Annotated in this window: 16 protein-coding genes; 13 read left to right on the forward strand and 3 right to left on the reverse strand. The window is 72.4% G+C overall.

Annotation, left to right across the window (positions count from 1 at the left end):
- The first annotated feature begins 69 nt into the window (after positions 1-69).
- The 5 genes from ABZT87_RS05925 (at position 70) to ABZT87_RS05945 (ending at position 5,016) form a co-directional block, all read left to right on the forward strand.
- Positions 70-300 (forward strand): winged helix-turn-helix domain-containing protein, encoded by a 231-nt coding sequence (locus ABZT87_RS05925; RefSeq protein ID WP_355133955.1) that lies wholly within the window; start codon positions 70-72, stop codon positions 298-300.
- A 226-nt stretch (positions 301-526) separates the two neighbouring features.
- Positions 527-1,294 (forward strand): SGNH/GDSL hydrolase family protein, encoded by a 768-nt coding sequence (locus ABZT87_RS05930; protein ID WP_355133957.1) that lies wholly within the window; start codon positions 527-529, stop codon positions 1,292-1,294.
- Positions 1,295-1,296: 2 nt separating this feature from the next.
- Positions 1,297-1,743 (forward strand): hypothetical protein, encoded by a 447-nt coding sequence (locus ABZT87_RS05935; RefSeq protein ID WP_355133959.1) that lies wholly within the window; start codon positions 1,297-1,299, stop codon positions 1,741-1,743.
- 166 nt (positions 1,744-1,909) lie between these two features.
- On the forward strand, positions 1,910-4,003 hold the full coding sequence (locus ABZT87_RS05940; protein WP_355133961.1) for a hypothetical protein: 2,094 nt from the start codon (positions 1,910-1,912) through the stop codon (positions 4,001-4,003).
- Positions 4,004-4,113: 110 nt separating this feature from the next.
- On the forward strand, positions 4,114-5,016 hold the full coding sequence (locus ABZT87_RS05945; protein WP_234584475.1) for a sulfurtransferase: 903 nt from the start codon (positions 4,114-4,116) through the stop codon (positions 5,014-5,016).
- A gap of 103 nt (positions 5,017-5,119) precedes the next feature.
- On the opposite strand, the gene ABZT87_RS05950 is transcribed toward ABZT87_RS05945, so the two are convergent.
- Positions 5,120-5,701 (reverse strand): TetR family transcriptional regulator, encoded by a 582-nt coding sequence (locus tag ABZT87_RS05950; RefSeq protein WP_354854890.1) that lies wholly within the window; start codon positions 5,699-5,701, stop codon positions 5,120-5,122.
- Positions 5,702-5,808: 107 nt separating this feature from the next.
- On the opposite strand from ABZT87_RS05950, the gene ABZT87_RS05955 reads away from it, so the two are divergent.
- A complete protein-coding gene (locus tag ABZT87_RS05955; protein ID WP_355133963.1) occupies positions 5,809-6,966 on the forward strand; it encodes an FAD-dependent oxidoreductase in 1,158 nt (385 codons plus the stop codon).
- Positions 6,967-6,983: 17 nt separating this feature from the next.
- Here the strand turns inward: ABZT87_RS05955 and ABZT87_RS05960 are convergent, their stop codons facing one another.
- On the reverse strand, positions 6,984-8,252 hold the full coding sequence (locus ABZT87_RS05960; protein WP_355133965.1) for an MFS transporter: 1,269 nt from the start codon (positions 8,250-8,252) through the stop codon (positions 6,984-6,986).
- Between the two features lie 121 nt (positions 8,253-8,373).
- Here ABZT87_RS05960 and ABZT87_RS05965 point away from each other — a divergent pair, with 121 nt between their 5' ends.
- The 5 genes from ABZT87_RS05965 to ABZT87_RS05985 all read left to right on the forward strand — a co-directional run bounded on the left by ABZT87_RS05965 (position 8,374) and on the right by ABZT87_RS05985 (position 16,260).
- Complete coding sequence (locus ABZT87_RS05965; RefSeq protein ID WP_354854896.1) at positions 8,374-10,161, forward strand: HSP90 family protein; 1,788 nt, start codon at positions 8,374-8,376, stop codon at positions 10,159-10,161.
- Positions 10,162-10,163: 2 nt separating this feature from the next.
- Positions 10,164-13,034: a hypothetical protein gene (locus ABZT87_RS05970; protein ID WP_355133967.1), complete on the forward strand. Its 2,871-nt coding sequence runs from the start codon at positions 10,164-10,166 to the stop codon at positions 13,032-13,034.
- 116 nt (positions 13,035-13,150) lie between these two features.
- Positions 13,151-13,750 carry a TetR/AcrR family transcriptional regulator gene (locus ABZT87_RS05975; protein WP_355133969.1) on the forward strand — a complete coding sequence of 200 codons (600 nt, stop codon included), beginning with the start codon at positions 13,151-13,153 and terminating at the stop codon, positions 13,748-13,750.
- A 120-nt stretch (positions 13,751-13,870) separates the two neighbouring features.
- Positions 13,871-15,208: a biotin carboxylase N-terminal domain-containing protein gene (locus tag ABZT87_RS05980; RefSeq protein ID WP_355133971.1), complete on the forward strand. Its 1,338-nt coding sequence runs from the start codon at positions 13,871-13,873 to the stop codon at positions 15,206-15,208.
- Positions 15,209-15,339: 131 nt separating this feature from the next.
- The gene (locus ABZT87_RS05985) at positions 15,340-16,260 is read left to right on the forward strand and encodes a hydroxymethylglutaryl-CoA lyase (protein WP_355133973.1); all 921 of its coding nucleotides are present in this window, start codon (positions 15,340-15,342) and stop codon (positions 16,258-16,260) included.
- A gap of 55 nt (positions 16,261-16,315) precedes the next feature.
- On the opposite strand, the gene ABZT87_RS05990 is transcribed toward ABZT87_RS05985, so the two are convergent.
- Positions 16,316-16,888, reverse strand: a complete 573-nt coding sequence (locus ABZT87_RS05990) for a snapalysin family zinc-dependent metalloprotease (protein WP_355133975.1) — start codon at positions 16,886-16,888, stop codon at positions 16,316-16,318.
- A gap of 162 nt (positions 16,889-17,050) precedes the next feature.
- Here ABZT87_RS05990 and ABZT87_RS05995 point away from each other — a divergent pair, with 162 nt between their 5' ends.
- Positions 17,051-18,583 carry an acyl-CoA carboxylase subunit beta gene (locus ABZT87_RS05995; protein WP_354854908.1) on the forward strand — a complete coding sequence of 511 codons (1,533 nt, stop codon included), beginning with the start codon at positions 17,051-17,053 and terminating at the stop codon, positions 18,581-18,583.
- Between the two features lie 76 nt (positions 18,584-18,659).
- Complete coding sequence (locus tag ABZT87_RS06000) at positions 18,660-19,808, forward strand: acyl-CoA dehydrogenase family protein (protein ID WP_354854910.1); 1,149 nt, start codon at positions 18,660-18,662, stop codon at positions 19,806-19,808.
- Positions 19,809-19,830: the final 22 nt, after the last annotated feature.

Here is a 19,830-nt window from a genome sequence, read left to right on the forward strand (position 1 = left end):
AACCATTGCTAGTCAAGCACTCACCATGGGTGATTGAGTGGGAGGTGCCGACCGATAGGGGAACCTCCAGTGCCGCCGCAGTACGCCTACCAGCGCGTAGCCGAAGATTTGATCAAGCGGATCCAGTCCGGGGAGTTTCCGCCGGGCGCACGCCTGCCGAGCAGGGCCGAGCTGTGTGAGCAGTACGAGGTCTCCAGCTTCGTCGCGGACCGGGTCTTCCTCATCCTGAAGATGCAAGGCCTCACGGAGTCGCTGCCGGGTGCCGGCGTGTACGTAAAGGAGAGCGCACCAGGCCAGTGATGTCGGAGGCCCAACGTCGCGGGTGATCGACACGAGTTCACCGATGTCGCGGTATCAACTCGGCTCAGATGGCGCGATTTCCGTGAACTCGTGTCGATCATGGGCGCTGGTCGAGGAGACCGGTTCGTGTCGCATGACCTCCGCCACGTCGTCCGGTCGGGGCACCGTTGGCCGTGGCCCCGGTGACAGACTGGTCGCCGCAGGCAACGGGTGAGGGAGGCGCGGGGTGCGCTGGCGCAGTTTTGTCGCGGTCGGGGACAGCTTCACCGAGGGTATGGACGACGCGTACCCGGATGGCACCTACCGGGGTTGGGCGGATCTGGTGGCGACCCGTCTCGCCGCCGAGGCCGGCCCCGACTTCCGGTACGCGAACCTGGCCATTCGGGGCCGGCTCTTCCCCAGCGTGGTGGCCGAGCAGGTGCCCTCTGCGGTGGCCATGAAGCCCGATCTGATCAGCTTCGCGGCCGGCGGCAACGACGTGCTGCGGCGCACCTTCGACCCGGAAGCGCTGCTTTCCCGCTTCGACGAGGTCGTCCGGCAGTTGCGCTCGGGTGGCGCGGACGTGCTCCTCTTCCGATTCGCGGACGTGATGGCACGGCTGCCCGGTCAACGTCTCGTCGCTCCCCGGGTGGAGTTGCTCAACCAGGCGGTCGGTGAAACCGCCGAGCGGCACGGCGCCATCCTGGTCGACCTGTACGCCGACGACACGTTCCTCAACCCGATGCTCTGGAGCACCGACCGGCTGCACCTCTCCCCGGCGGGGCACCGGCGGGTTGCCGGTCAGGTGCTGAACGCGCTCGGGGTGGGCTGCGACGAGGAGTGGCTGATGGTCCCGCCGCACCCGGCGCCGTCGCCGTGGCTGGCCGCTCGCGCGGCCGACCTGCGCTGGGCCGGGCAGCACCTGGCCCCGTGGATCAGGCGGCGGCTCACCGGCCGCTCCTCCGGCGACACGGTGACCGCGAAGCGTCCGCTGCTCGGGCCGTTCGTCGACTGACCGTGCTCACCCTGCACACCGCGCCGCTGCTCCGGCGTACCGCCGACGGCGAACCGGTGCCGGGCCAGGCCGTGCTGGTCGGCGGCGACCGGGTCGAGGCCGTCGGTCCGCTGGCCGAGCTGAGCGAGACGTACGCGGGTGTGCGGGTCCGTCGCTGGCCGGGCATATTGGGGCCGGGGCTGCTGCACGACGGTCCACTGCCGGCGGCGCCCACCCCGCGCGAGCGGGTGCACGCGCTGCTGGGGCGCGGGGTGACAGCGGTGCTGGCCGAGCACCTGGCCGACCCGGCGCTGCGAGCCGCCGTCGACAGGAGTGACCTGCTGGTGCTGCCGGCAGCCGTGGTGCCGGAAGTGCTCCCGGGCGGGCGGGCCGACCTGGCGGTCCACGACGCCGACGGCACCTGCCTGGTGACCGTGGTCGCCGGTCGGATCGTCCACCGGCGCGCCTGAACGCTGCCAGCCGACAGGCGCACGGGTCACGGCGGTCCTCTGTGGAGGCACCGGCCGTATTGTGATCGCCCGATGTCCGCCGTGCCGGATAGCATCCGCTGCCCCCGTCGATCAGAAGGCGGGGACATCGGGGAAAGGTGGATGAGGGATGACCCTCATGCCTGGCATGACGATATCCGCAAGACCGCGGCGGGCCCTGCTGGCCACTGCGCTGTCCATGACGGTCGCCGCAGGTCTGCTCACCCTCACGGCCGCGCCAGCTGCGGCGTACGAGATGCGGTACGAGAAGAACAACTCCTGGGCCTACACGGACTCCCGCCAGCCCAAGACGATCAAGATTGACCAGGCCGGTGATGTGCCGGTCGGGTCCTGGCGGGACGACCGTGGGCGCACGCACACGGCCCGGGCCTACTTCACCTTCGACATCTCCCGCTACCGGGGAGCGGAGATCGAGTCGGCCGTCTTCTCCGCCAAGGAGACCTCGGTCGTCGACTGCACGAAGCGCCCGGGCGTCGAGCTGTGGCGTACCGGGTCGTACACCGCCCAGTCGAGCTGGGCCAAGCCGCCGGCCGCGCTGGCGAAGCTGTCCACGGCCACGTTGCCCGACGTCGCCGGCTGTCCCGCCCCCTACGTGGAGTGGAACGCCGTCGAAGGGCTGCGGCAGGCACTGGCCGAGGGTGCCTCGTCGCTCACCCTCTCGCTCCGGCTGCCGGCCGGGGTGGAGGCGGACCGGACGCTGGGCCGCCAGTACGCCAGCGCGGTTGGCCTCTCCATCGACTACAACTACCCGCCCGGCGTGCCCACCGAGCTGCAGAGCTCCGGTAAGCCGTGCACGACGGCGGAGCCGTACCAGTTCGAGCTCAGCACCGACCTGGGGCTCTCCGCGGTCTTGCACGACCAGAACGCCAGCAGCGGCGTCGCCGAGCAACTGACCGCCACATTCGCCCTGTGGCCGGTCGACGACCCGGCGGCCCGGATCGAGCGGACCGGAAACGGCTCGGACGGCAACCGGACGGGCGTCCTCTTCCCCCGCGACACCCTCACCCATGACCGGGTGTACGCCTGGCAGGTGCGGGCGGCGGACAGCCGGGCGAACGGTGAGTGGAGCAGCCTCTGCTACTTCCGTACCGACTTCCACGGCCCGGCGACCGCGCCGATCGTCTCCTCCACCGACTTCCCCGCCGACTTGAGCTGGCATCCGGCGCTGCCCGGCCAGTTCACCTTCGACGCCGGTGCGGCGGCGGACGCGATCGCCTTCCGGTACCGGCTCGACGGAGGAGTCGAGGCGACGGTGTCGGCGGACCGGCCGGGCGGCACGGCCACGGTCACCATTACCCCGAACGCCGGGCCCAGGAGCCTCACTGTGGTGAGCGTGGACGCGGCCGGGAACCGGTCGCCCGAGGCACGGTACGAGTTCCGGGCCAGCGACGTCGCACCGGTCGTCACCGGCAACCTGACGGAGATCGGGGCCCCGGCCACGTTCTCCGTCCAGCCGGGGATGCCGGGGGTTGTCCGCTACCGCTTCCAGTTGGACGGCGACCCGGAGCAGACGGTCGAGGCGGCGGCCGATGGCACGGCCTCCCTGACCGTTACCGACACCCGGGGCGGCAACCGCACCCTCTCGGTGACCAGCGTGACCGCCGACGGGGTGACCGCCACCGCGGTGCGCACCTTCCGCCTGAGCACCGCGCCGAAGGTCACCGCGACGGTCTACGCGCAGGGGGCCACCAGCGGCGGCCAGGGTGTGCCGGGAGTGTTCACCTTCACCCCGCGTCAGCCTGGCGTGGTCAGCTACCGCTACCGCTTCGGCACCCAGACCAGCACCGTCACCGCGGCGGCCGACGGATCCGCGTCGGTGACCTGGGCACCGACGAAGGCCGGCTTCACCTCGCTCACGGTCTGGAGCGTCAACCGCGACGGTGTCCAGTCGGAGTCGACGAGTTTCGTCTTCTTCGTGCGTGATCTGTTGCCGGTCATCCAGGGATTCCTCTATGACCCCGGCTACCCTGCCGGCGGCCCGGGTCAGGCCGGCGACTTCCTGATCAGCTCCGAGGTGTCCGGCAGCACCGAGTTCCGGTACCGCTTCGACGATGGCCCCGAGCAGGGGGTCGGAGCCGATGTCAACGGCAGCGCGCTTGTCAGCTGGACCCCGGACAATAGCGGTACGCACACCCTGGTGGTGCGCAGTGTGTTCGCGGACGGAACGGTGTCCATGGAGCGGACGTACTCCTTCCTGGTCGCCGACGCCCCGGCGGAGTAGTCGGACCTCGCGCGACGCTTGTCACACGGACCGGCCCACCATCCCCTGCGGGTGGTGGGCCGGTCGTGTTAGCGCGGTCCGGGGCGGTGTCGCGGCGTACCTTGGGGATCATGTCTGTGCCGAACGATCCTGATCCCCGCCTCCAGTCGTACGCCGACCCGCAGCGGCTGGTCACCACCGACTGGTTGGCCGAGCACCTGGGCGACGAGGGCCTCGTCGTGGTCGAGTCCGACGAGGACGTCCTGCTCTACGAATCCGGTCACATTCCCGGTGCCGTCAAGGTCGACTGGCACCTCGACCTGAACGACCAGGTCACCCGGGACTACCTCGACGCGACGAGCTTCGCCGAGATGTGTGCCGCGAAGGGCATCGGCCGGGGCGACACCGTGGTCTTCTACGGCGACAACTTCAACTGGTGGGCCGCGTACGCCCTCTGGGTGTTCTCGCTCTTCGGCCACGCCGACGTGCGCCTGCTCGACGGCGGCCGGCAGAAGTGGATCGCCGAGGGGCGCGAGGTGACCCGCGACAAGCCGGCCCGGCCCCGCGCCGACTACCCCGTGCCGCTGCGGGACGACGCGCCGCTGCGGGCGTTCCGTGAGCAGGTGATGGCGCACATCGCCGTGGGCCGGCCGCTGGTCGACGTCCGGTCCCCGGGCGAGTACACGGGCGAGATGCTGCACATGCCCGACTACCCGCAGGAGGGCGCGCTGCGCGGCGGGCACATCCCGGGCGCGGTCAGCAAGCCCTGGAAGTCGGCGGCGAACGAGGACGGCACGTTCAAGTCCGCCGACGAGCTGAAGGCCATCTACGCCGATCAGCTCGGGTTGAGCCCGGACGACGACGTGATCGCGTACTGCCGGATCGGTGAGCGGTCCAGCCACACCTGGTTCGTGCTGCGGCACCTGCTGGGCTACCCGCAGGTGCGCAACTACGACGGCTCGTGGACGGAGTGGGGCAACCTGGTCCGGGCGCCCGTGGTGAAGGGCGACCAGCCCGGCGGCATCGCCGCCTGACCGTTGCGCGGGAGTTGGCAGGCTGAGCGTTCGACGCATTCGACGGCCCTCAGCCGGCCAGCGCGTCACCCGACAGACGCATGGGGAGGGGAAAAAGGTTGGGTCAGGTCTGCGGCAGCCCGGTCAGGTAGCGCTGGAGGGTCGGCGCGACCCAGGAGACCAGCTCCTCCGGGTCGACGTCCACCATCGGTGGGAGCCGGACGACGTAGCGGGTGAAGGCGAGGCCCAGGATCTGGCTGGCCACCAGGCCGGCACGCCGGGCGGTCAGCGCCGGGTCGGTGCCGAACGTGGCCACGGCCGCGGTGAGCTGGTCGGCGAAGATGCCGCGCATCCGTTCGGCCGCGCCCGGGTTGGTGCTGGCGGCCCGCAGCAGCGCCACAAGCGTCTCGTCGCCCTCCCACCGGGCGAGGAAGTGCCGGACCAGCACCTCGCCGAGCTGCTCGGACGACACGGCGGCCAGGTCGGGCAGGCGGAGGTCGAACTCGGCCGCCGCCGCGAACAGACCCTCCTTGCTGCCGTAGTACCGCATGACCATCGACGGGTCGATCCGGGCGTCGGCGGCGATGGCCCGGATCGTGGCGCGCTCGTATCCGTCGGCGGCGAACCGCTCGCGGGCTGCTCGCAGGATCGCCGCGCGGGTGGCGTCCGATCGGCGGGGGTGGGTCGGGTGGGCGGGCGCGGTCATGTCAACGACCGTATGCCAACGGTTGTTGACACACAACGACCGCCGTCCTAGCGTTGCCAACAACCGTTTGCCAACACCCGTTGGCAACAGCCGTTCCGGAGGTGGCCATGCTGCCCACGAGCACCGACGTCCTGGTGGTGGGTGCCGGCCCCACCGGCCTCGCCACCGCACTGACGCTGGCCCGTCGCGGGATCGACGTGACAGTGCTGGACCAGCAGGCCGAACCGCCACAGACGTCCCGCGCGGCCGTCGTGCACGCGTACACCCTGGAGGTGCTGGACCGGATCGGCGTCGCGGCGCCACTGGTGGCCCAGGGGGTGCGTGCGCCGCGCTTCACGGTCCGCGACCGGGACCGGACGCTGCTGTCGGTTCCGTTCCACCGGTTGCCGTCCCGTTTCCCCTACGCCCTGCTGGTCTCCCAGGCGGTCACCGAGGCCGTGCTCGTCGGGCAGTTGGCCGACCTCGGCGTCCGGGCACGGCGGCCGTGCCGGCTGACCGACTTGAGCCCGACCGCCGACGGGGTGCTCGCGCGGGTCGACGGTGCGGACCTGCGCGCCCGGTACGTGGTCGGCGCGGACGGCCTGCACAGCACGGTCCGGCAGGCGGCCGGCATCGGCTTCGCCGGCCCCAGCGACGAGGAGTCCTTCGTGCTCGCCGACGTGCGGGTCGACAGCGCGCTGCCCCGCGACGAGGCCGCGCTGTTCCTCGCCCGCCCCGGGCCGCTGGTCTGGGCGCCACTGCCGGACGGCGTGGTCCGGTTGGTCGCCGCCGTGCCGACGGCACCGCCCGAGCCGGATCGGGCGTACCTCCAGGCGCTGCTCGACGAGCGCGGCCCGACCCGCCGACCCGACCGGGTGACCGAGGTGCTCTGGGGTTCCCGGTTCCGGGTGCACCACCGGATCGCCGACACCTTCCGGGCCGGGCCGGTGCTGCTGGCCGGGGACGCCGGGCACGTGCACAGCCCCGCCGGCGGGCAGGGCATGAACCTCGGCATCTGCGACGCGGTGGCCCTCGGCACCGCGCTGGCCGAGGTGCTCGCCGGCGGCCCGGAGACGCTGCTCGATGACTACACCGCGCGGCAGCGCCCGATGGCCGAGGACGTGATGAGCTTCGCCGCCGGGCTGACCCGGCTGGCCACCACCTCCCCGGCCCGCCGACCGGCCCGGGACGCGCTGCTGCGGCTGCTCGGCGCCGTACCCCCGGTCCGGCAGCGGATCGCGCTGCGCCTGTCCGGGCTGTCCCACTCCGAACGCGGCACCGGCTGAGGTGGACGACGTGCTCCTCAACGCGACGGCTGCCGCTCTGGCCGGGCTGCTGTCCCGCTGTCGGTGGGGACGGCGACCGGCGGCACCGAAGCGACCGGCCGCAGCGTTCGCCACGCCGCCAGCGTGACCAGCGCGAACGTGCCGGCCGCGGCACCCGCCACCGGCACCGTCCCGTACGCGGCGGCGGCCAGCCCGGCGAGCGCCGCGCCGACGGGTGCGGTGAGCAGCCCGACCATCCGCTGTGCGGCACCCACCCGACCGAGCAGCCCGCCCGGCACGTGCCGCTGCCCGTACGACGCCGACAGGCTGTTCCACACGACGGTGCCGGCGGCGAAGACGGCCAGCGCGATCCCGCCCGGCACCGGTTGCCGGGCCAGCGCGAACCCGACAAGCGCGACGGTCTGCACGGCGAGCACCGCCCGCAGCGCGGGCACCGTGCCGAGCCGGGCGGCGAGCCGGCCCGCCCCGAGCGCCCCGCCCACGCCGCCGAGAATGGCGCCCGCCGCGAACAGCCCGTATCCGGCCGCCGGCACGCGCAGCACGTCCAGCGCGTAGAGCACCAGCACCGCCATCAGACCGCTGATCGCCAGGTTGCTCGCGGCGGCCAGCAGGGTGACCCGCCACAGTGTCCGGTCGCCGCGCAGCCAGCGCATCCCCTCGGTGATCTCGCTCCACACCGACAGGCGTCCAACGGCCGGCCCGGTGACCACGGCGGGCGTCGGAGTGAGGGCCAGCACGAGCAGGGCCGCCACCGCGAAGGTGACGGCGTCCACGGCGAACGGCAGCGCGGGGGCGGTGGCGAAGAGGACACCGGCGGCCGGCGCACCGAGGAAGCCGCCGGCCACCGCGCTCCCCGCCTGGAGCCGTCCGTTCGCCCGGGGCAGCGCGGCCGGCGACACGACCGTGGGCAGCAGCGCGAACGAGGCCGAGTCGAAGAGGGTGCCCAACGCGGCGAGGAGGAACGCGGCCGCCAGCAGCGTCACGACGGCAGCCCGGTCGAGGACGACCGCCACGGCCAGCGCCGCCACCACCGCCGCGCGTACGCCGTCGATGCAGGCCATCGTCCGTCGGCGGTCCCAGCGGTCCGCGTACACGCCGCCGACCAGGCCGAAGAGCAGCGGCGGCAGCTGCCCGGCCACGGTGACCGCCGCGATGATCCGAGGATCACGGGTCAGCGTGGCGGCCAGCAGGGCCAGAGCCGGCGTGCGCAGCGCGTCCCCGAGCCGGGACGAGACGGCGGCGGTCCAGAGCAGCCGGAAGTCCCGGCCCAGAGCGGAGGAGGTCATGCCGCCGAACGTGCCCTCTCGACCGGGTCGAGGGTCAAGCCGCCGGGCGAAAGGGGGACGCGAGCCGTCGGTGATCATCGGTACGGTGGGCGCCGGCATCGGGACCGGGGAGAACTCAGGCGTGGACCACACTTTCCAGGTCGACCTGCGTGGCGTGGTCGACCTGCTCAGCCATCACCTCTACGGCAGCCCACGGGTCTACGTCCGTGAGCTGCTCCAGAACGCCGTGGACGCGATCACCGCCCGGCGTACGACCGAGCCGGACGCCCCGGCGCTGGTCCGCATCGAGCCGCCGGAGATCACCGGCGACGGCACCCTGCGGGTGTACGACACCGGCGTCGGCCTGACCGAGGCGCAGGTGCACGAGCTGTTGGCCACCATCGGCCGCAGCTCCAAACGCGACGAGCTGGGCTTCTCCCGGCACGAGTTCCTCGGCCAGTTCGGCATCGGCCTGCTCTCCTGCTTCCTGGTCGCCGACGAGATCCAGGTGCTCACCCGGCACGGCGACAACCCCACGGTCCGGTGGACCGGGTACGCCGACGGCCGCTACGCCGTGACCGTGGCCCCGCCGGAGGCCGCCCGCGTCGAGCCGGGCACCACTGTCACGCTGGTGCCCCGTCGCGACGCCGACCAGTGGTTCGCCACCCCGACCGTCACCGACCTGGCGCGGCTCTTCGGCTCGCTGCTGCCGGTCACCGTCCGGGTCGGCGACACGGTCACCACCACCGGCGAACCGCCGTGGTCGACCGCGCCGGGGGCGCCGCTCGACCGCGCGGCGTTGATCAGGTACGCCCGGGAGACGCTCGGCGTGGAGCCGTTCGACGTGCTGCCGCTGGCCGTGCCGGAGGCCGGGCTGACCGGTGTCGCCGTCATCCTGCCCACCCCGGTGAACCCGGCGGCCCGGGCCGGGCACCGCGTCTACCTCAAGCGGATGCTGCTCACCGAGAACGCCGACAGCCTGCTGCCGGACTGGGCGTTCTTCGCGCACTGCGTGGTCGACGCGACCGAGCTGCGCCCGACGGCCAGCCGCGAGGCCCTCTACGAGGACACCCTGCTCACCGCGACCCGGGAGGCGCTCGGCGACCAGGTACGCGGCTGGCTGGTCCGGCTGGCGCGACACGACCCGCACCGGCTGGCCGAGTTCCTCCAGGTGCACCACCTCGGCGTGAAGGCGCTGGCGCTGCACGACGACGAGATGCTCCGGCTGGTCGACAGGTGGTGGCCGATGGACACCAACGTCGGCACGCTCACGCTCGCCGAGTTCCGCGAACGCCACGGGGTGCTCCGCTACGCGGCCAGCCTCGACGAGTTCCGCCAACTCGCCGCCGTGGCCGCCGCACAGGACCTGGCGGTGGTGAACGCCGGCTACACGTACGACACCGAGCTGATCGAGCGGCTACCGGCGGTGGACCGGTCGGTGCTTATCGAACGGCTGGAGCCGAGCGACCTCACCACCCGGTTCGAGGCTCTCGACCCGCAGGTCGAACTGGCGCTGCGGCCGTTCCTCACCGCCGCGCAGCGGGCCGTCGAACGGTCCGGCTGCGAGGTGGTCATCCGGGCGTACGACCCGGTCTCGCTGCCCGCGCTCTACCTGGTCAGCCGCTCGGCGGCGTTCAACGACCAGCTCGCCGCCAGCCGCGACCGCGCCGACGAGCTGTGGGGCGGAGTGCTCGACGCGCTCGCCGCCACCGCCCCACCGGACCGCCCGCAACTGGTGCTCAACCACCGCAACCCGCTGGTCCGGCGGGTCACGATGCTTGGCGACCCGGAGCTGGTCGGCCTCGCCATCGAGGCGCTGTACGGGCAGGCGCTGCTGCTCGGCCACCATCCGATCCGCGCTGCCGACGCCGCGCTGCTGAACGATTCCTTCCTCGGCCTGCTCGGCCGGGCCGTGCCGGGACGGGAGTGACCATGAGCGACGAGGACCTGTGGCGGGTGCTGCGTGGCATCGCCGACATGCCGTACGGGGCGGGGCAGATCGCCGCGCTGGAGCAGTTGCTGCGCCGGGTCGACGCCGCCGACGACCGGCACCTCGCTTTCGTCACCCGGATGCAGGCCACCACCGGGTACGTCTACGGCGGTGAGCCGGCGAAGTCGTTCGTGACCTTCTCCTGGTGTCTGTCCGAGTTCGACCGCGACCCGCAGCCCTACCACCAGCGCCATCTGCACCAGTTGCTGTGGCACTTCAAGTACATGGTGTCCGGCCTGCTGAAGTTCCCCGAGGTGCCGCTGGACCGCACGTACGCGGTGCTCGACGACATGGAGCGGCGTTACCGGGCCGGTGGGCACAGCCTGCAGACCGTCCACAAGCACCGGTTCCGGGTCGCCGACCACGTGGGCGACGCCGAGGCCGCCGCGCACTGGTACCGGCTCTGGCAGACAACACCCCGCGACGAGCTGTCCGACTGTGCCGGCTGTGACCCGACGAGCCAGGTGGGCTACCTCGCCGACACCGGGCGGGACGCCGAGGCGGTGGCACTTGCCGAGCCGGTGCTCGCCGGCAGACTGACCTGCACCGAGCAGCCGCAGGCGATCCTCACGGCGCTCCTTCTGCCCTACCTGCGTACCGGTCGAGGTGAGTCGGCGCGCGACGCGCACCGGGAGGCGTACCGCAAGCTGCGCGGCAACCTCGCCGACCTGTGGGACATCGGCGACCACATCGAGTTCTGCACGCTGACCGGCAACGAGGCGCGGGCGGTCGAGCTGGTCGAGCGGCACCTGGACTGGCTGGACCGGCCGCCGTCGCCGGCCGCCGCCATGCACTTCGCGGCGACCGCCGCCGCCGCGCTGCGTCAGGCGGGTGCGGCGACGGTGTACCGCCGGGCCGCCGAGGGCCGGCCGGCCGCCGAGGTGCCCGCGCCGACGCTGGCCGACGAGCTGGCCGGGACCGCGACCGCGCTGGCCGCCCGCTTCGACGCCCGCAACGGCACCACGCACCAGTCGGAGTGGATCGCCCGCCGGCTCGCCGTCCGGCCCAGTGGCGAGCACCTGCCGCTCTCCGCGAGCGTCCGCCGCCGTCCGGCCGATCAAACCGTTGCGCTCGGTGCGGCCACGCCCGCGTCCGCCGACCGAGGTGGCCGGGATCGGGCCGAGGCGCCCGCCGTGACCCTGCCCGCCGACGCCGACGCGGACGAGTTGCTGACCCTCGCCGAGGAGAGCTGGGGCCGACACGACCGGGCCGCGTTCCAGGCGGCGCTGGCCGCGTGCGACGATCGGTTCGGCTCCGCCGACCTGCCGGCGCGTACGGTCGCGCACCGGCTGGCGCTGCGGGCCGCCGAGCGCGGCGACGAGGACGACATCGAGGGCGCGGTCGAGTTGAACCGGGCGGCGCTGGACCTGTACCGCTCGGCGGGCGAGGAGGTGCCCGCCCAGGTGGTCGCCGGGCGGCTCGGCGTGCTGCTGACCAGGGCCGACGAGCACGCCGAGGAGGGGCTCGCGCTGGTCCGGGAGGCCGCCGAGGTGCTGGACCGGCTCGGTGACGCCCGGCAGCGGGCCGCGGGGCACGACCGGCTGGCGTTGGCGCTGCTGCACCAGCAACGGTGGGCGGACGCCCTCGCGGCGCTGGACCGGGCACCGGCCGACGCGGGTGGCGACCTGCACCTGGCGGCTCGGATGGCGCTGCACCGGGCACACCTGCTGGAGCAGTCCGACCGCGTCGACGAGGCCCGCGCCGCCGCCGAGGAGGCTCGCGGCATTGGTCGTGAGCTGGGCATCGGTGAACTGCTCACGGCGGCCTGCCTGGCCTGGGCGCGGGCGGTCGACGACCCGGCGGAGGCGGTGGCCGCCTGCGACGAGGCGCTGCGGGTGGCGCCGGCGGACGCGGAGCTGCCCGTCCGGGTCGCCCGCGCGCGGGCACTGCTCTCCGCCGGCCGGGCCGCCGACGCGGTGGACGATTTCGTCGAGGCGGTGACGCTCTGCGTGGAGCGCGGCGCCGAGGGGGACGCGTTCCTGCGCTGGGAGCTGGCGAACGCGTACCGGATGGTGGGCCGGCTCGCCGAGGCGGCCGAGGTCGCCGAGGAGGCCGTGCTCGGCCTGGACCGGCTGGGCGCCCAGGCGGAGGCCGACCGCTGTCGGCACCTGCTAGCCGGCGTGTACGCCGGGCTCGGCGAGATCGATCCGGCGCTGGCCCTGCTGGAGCAGTTGTCCACCAACCTGGACGGCCCGGACAACCTCCCGCACCGGGCGCAGGTGCTGGAGGAGGCCGGCGGGATCCTCTACGACGCCGACCGGGACGTGGTTGCCGCCGAGCGGTTCGCCGCCGCCGCCACGGCGTACCGGCTCGCCGACCTGCCGTTGGACGAGCTGCGCGCCCGTCGGCGGGAGGCGTACGCCTGGTTCTGGTCCGACGACCGACCGGCGGCGGTCCGGACCATCGAGCTGGTGGACGGGTTGGCGGCCGCGTTGGCCGGGCAGCCGGAGCCGGAGCCGCCGGTGACGTACGAGCTGGCGATGGCGGCCGAGGCCGGTGCGCGGGTGTTGGTCGGGGAGGGGCGGCCGGACGAGGCGCTGAACCGGCTCGCCGGGGTGCCGGACCGGCTCCGGTCGATCGAGGCGTTCGGCGAGGCGGCCCAGGTCGAGATTCTCGTCGGTGAGCTGCTGCTGCGCCTGGACCGGCCGGCCGAGGCGGAGCCGCTGCTGCGCCGCGTACTCGGTGGGCTCCCGGCCGGCTCGCGGCCGGTCCGCCAGACGGCCTGGCTGCTGGCCCGCGCCCTGGACCTGCTGGATCGACCCACGGAGGCCGCCGCGCTGCGCGCGGAGCACGACCTCGACCCGGACGAGTAGACCTGTTCGCCGACCGGTCGGCCCCGCCCGAGCGGGGGCCGGCCGGTGGCGTGGCGCACGCAACCGACCGGTAACCGCCGCCCCACCGCGGTCAGCTCGCGGTCTACGCTTGCCCCGTGACGGTGGAACAGCAGGCACGGGGTGCGGCGGGTGCGGGCCGGCGCCGGTCCCGCAAGGACGAGATCCTGGAGATCGCGGTCGGTCTGTTCGCCGCCCGTGGCTATCACGGCGTGTCGATGGACGACATCGGTGCGGCAGCCGGGGTGACCGGCCCCGCGCTCTACCACCACTTCGCCGGCAAGGAGGCCATGCTGGCCGCCGCGCTGATCCCGGTCAGCGAGGGGCTGTTGGCCGGCGGCCGGGAACGCGCCGCCGGGCATCCGGACGACCCGCGCGGCGCGCTGGAGTCGCTGATCGACTTCCACGTCGAGTTCGCGCTGGCCAACCCGGCGGTGATCGCACTGCACCTGCACGAGCTGGACCGCCTGCCGGAGGAGCCGCGACGACGGATCCGCCGCCTGCAGCGGATGTACGTCGAGGAGTGGGTGACGGTGCTGACCGCGCTGCACCCGGGCATGCCCGACGGTGAGGCGCGGGTGCTGGCGCACGCCGCGTTCGGCCTGATGAACTCGACCCCGTTCCTGGGCGGCGAGGTGGACCGTCGGCGTCGCGCCGAGCTGCTGCGCGGCGCCACCCTGGCCGCGCTGCTCGCCTGAGCCCTGGCCGCCCTGCTCGCCTGAGCCCGGCCGCGCTGCTTGCCTGAGCCCCGGCTCGTCAGGAGTGGGCCGGTCGTGGTTCCCTGGCATCGTCCCACCATCCGGACGCCGGGAGGAAACATGATCGAGTCACTGCTGGTCGCCAATCGGGGCGAGATCGCCCGCCGGGTCATCCGGACCGCCAAGCGGCTCGGCATCCGCGCGATCGCGGTGTACTCGGAGGCCGACGCCGACCTGCCCTTCGTCGCCGAGGCGGACGAGGCCGTCCTCATCGGCCCGCCGAACCCGGCCCAGAGCTACCGCAACGTCGAGGCGATCCTCGCCGCCGCGAAGTCGACCGGCGCACAGGCCATCCACCCCGGCTACGGGTTCCTGTCGGAGAACGCCGAGTTCGCCCGTACCGTCGAGGCGAGCGGGCTGATCTGGGTCGGGCCCGGCGCGGACGCGATCACCGCGATGGGCGACAAGATCAATGCCCGGAACCTGATGGCGGCGGCCGGCGTCCCGGTCGCGCCCGGCACCACCGACCCGGCCGCCGACCTGGACGCGGCGGTCGCCGCCGCTGCGGAGATCGGCTACCCGGTGATGGTCAAGGCCGCCGCGGGTGGCGGGGGCATGGGCATGGGCGTGGCCGTCGACGAGGCCGCGCTGCGCACCGAGTACGACAAGGTGCGCGCGTTCGCCGAGCGGATGTTCGGCGACGGTTCGGTGTTGATCGAGCGGTACTTCCCCCGGGTGCGCCACGTGGAGGTGCAGATCCTCGGCCTGGCCGACGGTCGGGTGGTGGCGCTCGGCGAACGGGAGTGCTCGGTGCAGCGGCGCAACCAGAAGCTGGTCGAGGAGTCGCCGTCCCCGGCGGTCTCGCCGGAGCTGCGGCAGCGTTTCCTGGCCGCGGCGGTGCGCGCCGGTGAGGCCGTGGGTTACCGCAACGCGGGAACTGTCGAGTGTCTGCTCGACCCGACCACGAACGAGTTCTTCTTCCTGGAGATGAACACGCGGTTGCAGGTGGAGCACCCGGTGACCGAGTACGTCTACGGGATCGACCTGGTGGAGGAGCAGTTGCGGGTGGCGTCCGGGCTGGCGCCGACGTTCGACCCGGACGCGTTGACGCCGAGCGGGCACGCGGTCGAGATGCGGATCAACGCGGAGGATCCGAAGCGCTTCCTGCCCGGCCCCGGCGTGGTGAAGACCTGGGTGGAGCCCACTGGTGCGGGCGTCCGGGTGGATTCCGGCTACACCGGCGGCAACACGGTGACCCCGTTCTACGACAGCCTGATGGCCAAGCTGATCGTCAGCGGCGACACCCGCGAAGAGGCATTGGAGCGCGCGAAGGCGGCGGTGGCCGCCTTCCGGATCGAAGGCCCGAAGAACAACCTCCCGTTCTTCGCCGAGCTGCTGGAGAACGAGGAGTTCCTCAGCGGCGCGTACGACACCGGCATCGTCTCCCGCATGCGCTGACCCGCCGTCATCGTTGATCAAGAGGTTCGCGTCAGGATTCCGGTCCCGGATGACGCGAACCTCTTGATCGACACTGGGGGGTGGCATGCTGGGAGAACCCCAGCACAGCTCTGTCACAGTGAGGTGACCCCTTGGCTGAACTGCCAGATTTCGTGTCGATTCGTGAGGTCGGGCCGCGGGACGGGCTGCAGAATGAGGAGCCGATTCCCGCCGACGCGAAGGTGCGGCTGCTCGACGCGCTCTCCGGCACCGGCGTACGCCGGATCGAGGCGGTGTCGTTCGTGCACCCGTTGGCGATCCCGCAGATGGCCGACGCCGACGAGGTGTGGCAGCGGGCCACGAAGGCCGACGGGGTGCGCTACTCGGCGCTGGTGCCGAACACCCGGGGCGCGCAGCGGGCCCTGGCCGCCGGGTTCACCGAGATCGAGGTGGTGGTGTCGGCCAGCGACACGCACAACCGGCGCAACGTCAACCGCTCGACCGACGAGTCGTTGGACGACATCGCCGAGCTGATCGACCTCCTGCACGGGGCGTCCGCGCGGGTCGAGGTGATCGTGGCGACCAGCTTCGGGTGCCCGTACGAGGGGGACATCGACCCGTGGCGGGTCGCCGGCATCGTCGACCGCGTGGTCCGCGACGGCGCGGACCGGGTGGCGTTCGGCGACACGACCGGCATGGCCACTCCGCGTCGGGTCCGTGACCTGCTGACCGCGGTACGCGACCGCAACGCGCACGTGCCGGTGCTGCTGCACTTCCACAACACCCGGGGTACGGCGCTGGCCAACCTGCTGACCGCGCTGGAGCTGGGGGTGACCGAGTTCGACGCCAGCGTCGGCGGCCTGGGCGGCTGCCCGTACGCCCCGGGGGCCAGTGGCAACCTCGCCACCGAGGAGGCCGTGCACATGCTGCACGACATGGGCGTCGACACCGGCATCGACCTGGCTGCCCTGATCGAGGTGGCCGAGCTGGCCGAGGAGCTGCTCGGCAAGAAGCTTCCGTCCGGTGTGCTGCGGGCGGGCCCGCGTACCCGGCTGACGCCGATGCCGAGCTGAGGACGCGACGAAGGGGCCGGCGAACACGCCGGCCCCTTCGTTCGTGCCAGGTCGGTCAGCTCACCGGGGTGAGCACGCTCGGCCAGCTGTCCCGGAAGATGTCCGCGCTGCGGCCGGCGCTGCGCTCGGTGGCGCTGAGGGTGCCGGCGAAGAGGCTGCTCACCCGGTTCGCCTCGGCGGTGCTCGGGTACGGGTTGGTGCAGCTGGTGCCGGCGCTGCCGCCGGACATCAGGATCGCGCAGTTGCCGTTGTAGTTGTCCGGCAGGCCGAGGATGTGCCCGATCTCGTGGGTCATGATCCGCAGCGGGCTGTACTGCGCCGCCTGCTGGGTGTCGATGTAGACCCGGCCGTTGCCGAGGCTGGTCCGCACGGCGTAGGAGCCGCCGCCGGTGATCTGGTAGATCCGCAGGTTGGAGCCGCAGTTCGCGGTAAGCGTCAGGTTCGTGGTGGCGTTGTTCCAGATCGAGGCGGCCTGGTTGGCGGTGCCGGCGTAGGCGCCTGCCTGGCTGGTGTTGTAGCAGATGGTCATCGCGGCGGACGCGGGCGCGGGGTTGGCGACCGTGACGCCGAGCGTGGCAACTGCCGTCGCGACAAACGCGACGTAGAGCCGACCGAGTCGTGAGGTCATCGCTGACTCCTATCCGGGAGGGGGTGCCAGGAGCCTATCCACAGAGATTAATAGATTTCAATGTTTCGTTCAAAGAAGCGTCGGCCGGTCGTGGGTCGCCGGGAGGTGCGCGAATGCGATAGCCTAACGATCGTTCAGGTCAGTACGGGCGAGGGAGTCGGCGTGACGCTCGACGGTGAGGCGCTGGAGCAACTGCGCAAGCGGGCCCGGTCCGGCGGCGCGGACAAGTACCACGCGGCCAACGAGGCCAAGGGCAAGCTCTTCGCCCGCGAACGCGTCGCGCTGCTGGTCGACGAGGGTTCGTTCGTCGAGGACGGCCTCTACGCCAACGCGCTCGCCGACGGGCTGCCCGCCGACGGCGTGGTCACCGGCACCGCCACCATCGACGGGCGGCAGGTCTGCCTGATGGCCAACGACTCCACCGTCAAGGCCGGCAGTTGGGGCGCCCGGACCGTCGAGAAGATCATCCGGATCATCGAGCGGGCGTACGGCGCCGGCGTGCCGATGGTCTACCTGGTCGACTCCGCCGGCGCCCGGATCACCGACCAGGTCGACCTCTTCCCCGGCCGGCGTGGCGCCGGCAAGATCTTCTGGAACCAGGTCCGCGCCTCGGGTTCGATCCCGCAGGTCTGCGCGCTGTTCGGCCCGAGCGCCGCCGGTGGGGCGTACATTCCGGCGTTCTGCGACGTGGTCGCCATGGTCGACGGCAACGCGAGCATGTATCTCGGCTCCGACCGGATGGTCGAGATGGTCACCGGGGAGAAGACCACCCTGGAGGCGATGGGCGGGGCCAAGGTGCACACCGCCGAGTCCGGCGTCGGGCACTTCCTCTGCAAGACCGAGGCCGACGCGCTCGACGTGGTGAAGACCTACCTGTCGTACCTGCCCGCGAACTGGACCCAGGCGCCGCCGGCCGCGCCGGCGGTCGCCGCGCCCGCGAAGGCCGACCTGGCCGCGCTCGTGCCGGCCAGCGAGCGGCAGGCGTTCGACATGCGGCGGTACGTCAAGGGCCTGCTCGACGAGGGCTCCTTCTTCGAGATCCAGGCGCTGTGGGCCAAGGAGCTGACCATCGGGTTCGGCCGCCTCGACGGCCAGGTCGTCGGCGTGCTCGGCAACAACTCGATGTTCAAGGGCGGCGTGCTCTTCGTCGACTCGGCCGACAAGGCGACCCGGTTCGTGCAGCTCTGCGACGCGTTCAACGTGCCGCTGCTCTTCCTCAGTGACGTACCCGGCTTCATGGTCGGCAGCGCCGTGGAGAAGCAGGGCATCATCCGGCACGGCGCCAAGATGATCACCGCCATCTCCGAGGCGACCGTCCCGAAGATCTGCGTGGTGGTCCGCAAGGCGTACGGCGCCGGCCTGTACGCGATGGCCGGCCCCGGCTTCGAGCCGGACGCGACAATCGCGCTGCCCACCGCGAAGATCGCCGTGATGGGCGCCGAGGCCGCCGTGAACGCCGTCTACGCCAACAAGATCGCGGCGATCGAGGACGCGGACGAGCGGGCCGCCTTCGTGGCCGCCAAGCGGGCCGAGTACGAGCAGGACATCGACGTCGTCCGGCTCGCCAGCGAGCTGGTGGTGGACGCCATCGTCGAGCCGCACGACCTGCGTGGCGAGCTGGTCCGCCGCTTCGCCGCCGCGCGTACCAAGGACCGGCACTTCTCCCGGCGTCGACACGGCGTGACCCCGGTCTGACCCTCGCCCCACCCCCCACAGCGATCCGCCCGCGGCGTCACGAGCGCCGGGGCGGCCGTCCACACAGGAGGATGAGATGGACTTCCGGCTCACCGACGAACAAACGGCGCTGCGGGAGAGCGTGCGGGACTTCGCCCGCGAGGTGGTCGCCCCGGTCATCGCCGAGCACTACGAGCAGCACACCTTCCCGTACGAGGTGATCCGGCAGATGGGCAAGATGGGCCTGTTCGGCCTGCCCTTCGGCGAGGAGCACGGCGGGATGGGCGGCGACTACTTCGCGCTGTGTCTGGCCCTGGAGGAGCTGGCCCGGGTCGACTCCAGCGTCGCGATCACGCTGGAGGCGGCGGTCTCGCTCGGCGCGATGCCGATCTACCGCTTCGGCACCGAGGAGCAGAAGGCCACCTGGCTGCCGAAGCTGCTCAGCGGCGAGGCGCTGGCGGGCTTCGGGCTCACCGAGCCGGGCACCGGATCCGACGCCGCCGGCACCCAGACGCGCGCCGTGCTGGACGGCGACGAGTGGGTGATCAACGGGTCGAAGGCGTTCATCACCAACTCGGGGACCGACATCACGGCCCTGGTCACCGTCACCGCAGTGACCGGCACGAACGCGGACGGCTCCAAGGAGCTTTCGACGATCATCGTGCCCACCGGTACGCCCGGATTCACGGTGGCCCCCGGTTACTCCAAGGTCGGGTGGACCGCCTCGGACACCCACGAGTTGACCTTCGACGACTGTCGGGTGCCCGCGGCCAACCTCCTCGGTGCCCGCGGCCGAGGGTTCGCCCAGTTCCTGCGGATCCTCGACGAGGGCCGGATCGCGATCGCCGCACTGGCCGTCGGCCTCGCCCAGGGCTGCGTCGACGAGTCGATCAAGTACGCGCAGGAGCGGGAGGCGTTCGGCCGCCCGATCGGCGCCAACCAGGCCATCCAGTTCAAGATCGCCGACATGGAGCTGAAGGCGCACACCGCCCGGCTGGCCTACTACGACGCCGCCGCCCGGATGCTGGCCGGTGAGCCGTTCAAGCGACAGGCCGCCATCGCGAAGCTGCACGCGAGCACCATCGCGGTGGACAACGCCCGGGAGGCGACCCAGATCCACGGCGGGTACGGCTTCATGAACGAGTACCCGGTCGCCCGGTTCTGGCGGGACTCCAAGATCCTGGAAATCGGCGAGGGCACCAGCGAGGTGCAGCGCATGATCATCGCCCGCGACCTGGGTCTCTGAACCACCCACACCACACCTGGAC

The sequence above is a fragment of the Micromonospora sp. NPDC005237 genome, from assembly GCF_040607775.1.
Lineage (GTDB): Bacteria > Actinomycetota > Actinomycetes > Mycobacteriales > Micromonosporaceae > Micromonospora.

Excerpts from the sequence above, each read along its gene's own strand:
- ABZT87_RS05970 (WP_355133967.1), top strand. The coding sequence starts at position 10,164 with ATGAGCGACGAGGACCTGTGGCGGGTGCTGCGTGGCATCGCCGACATG.
- ABZT87_RS06000 (WP_354854910.1), top strand. The coding sequence starts at position 18,660 with ATGGACTTCCGGCTCACCGACGAACAAACGGCGCTGCGGGAGAGCGTG.
- ABZT87_RS05945 (WP_234584475.1), top strand. The coding sequence starts at position 4,114 with ATGTCTGTGCCGAACGATCCTGATCCCCGCCTCCAGTCGTACGCCGAC.
- ABZT87_RS05990 (WP_355133975.1), bottom strand. The coding sequence starts at position 16,888 with ATGACCTCACGACTCGGTCGGCTCTACGTCGCGTTTGTCGCGACGGCA.
- ABZT87_RS05960 (WP_355133965.1), bottom strand. The coding sequence starts at position 8,252 with ATGACCTCCTCCGCTCTGGGCCGGGACTTCCGGCTGCTCTGGACCGCC.
- ABZT87_RS05940 (WP_355133961.1), top strand. The coding sequence starts at position 1,910 with ATGACGATATCCGCAAGACCGCGGCGGGCCCTGCTGGCCACTGCGCTG.
- ABZT87_RS05950 (WP_354854890.1), bottom strand. The coding sequence starts at position 5,701 with ATGACCGCGCCCGCCCACCCGACCCACCCCCGCCGATCGGACGCCACC.
- ABZT87_RS05980 (WP_355133971.1), top strand. The coding sequence starts at position 13,871 with ATGATCGAGTCACTGCTGGTCGCCAATCGGGGCGAGATCGCCCGCCGG.
- ABZT87_RS05955 (WP_355133963.1), top strand. The coding sequence starts at position 5,809 with ATGCTGCCCACGAGCACCGACGTCCTGGTGGTGGGTGCCGGCCCCACC.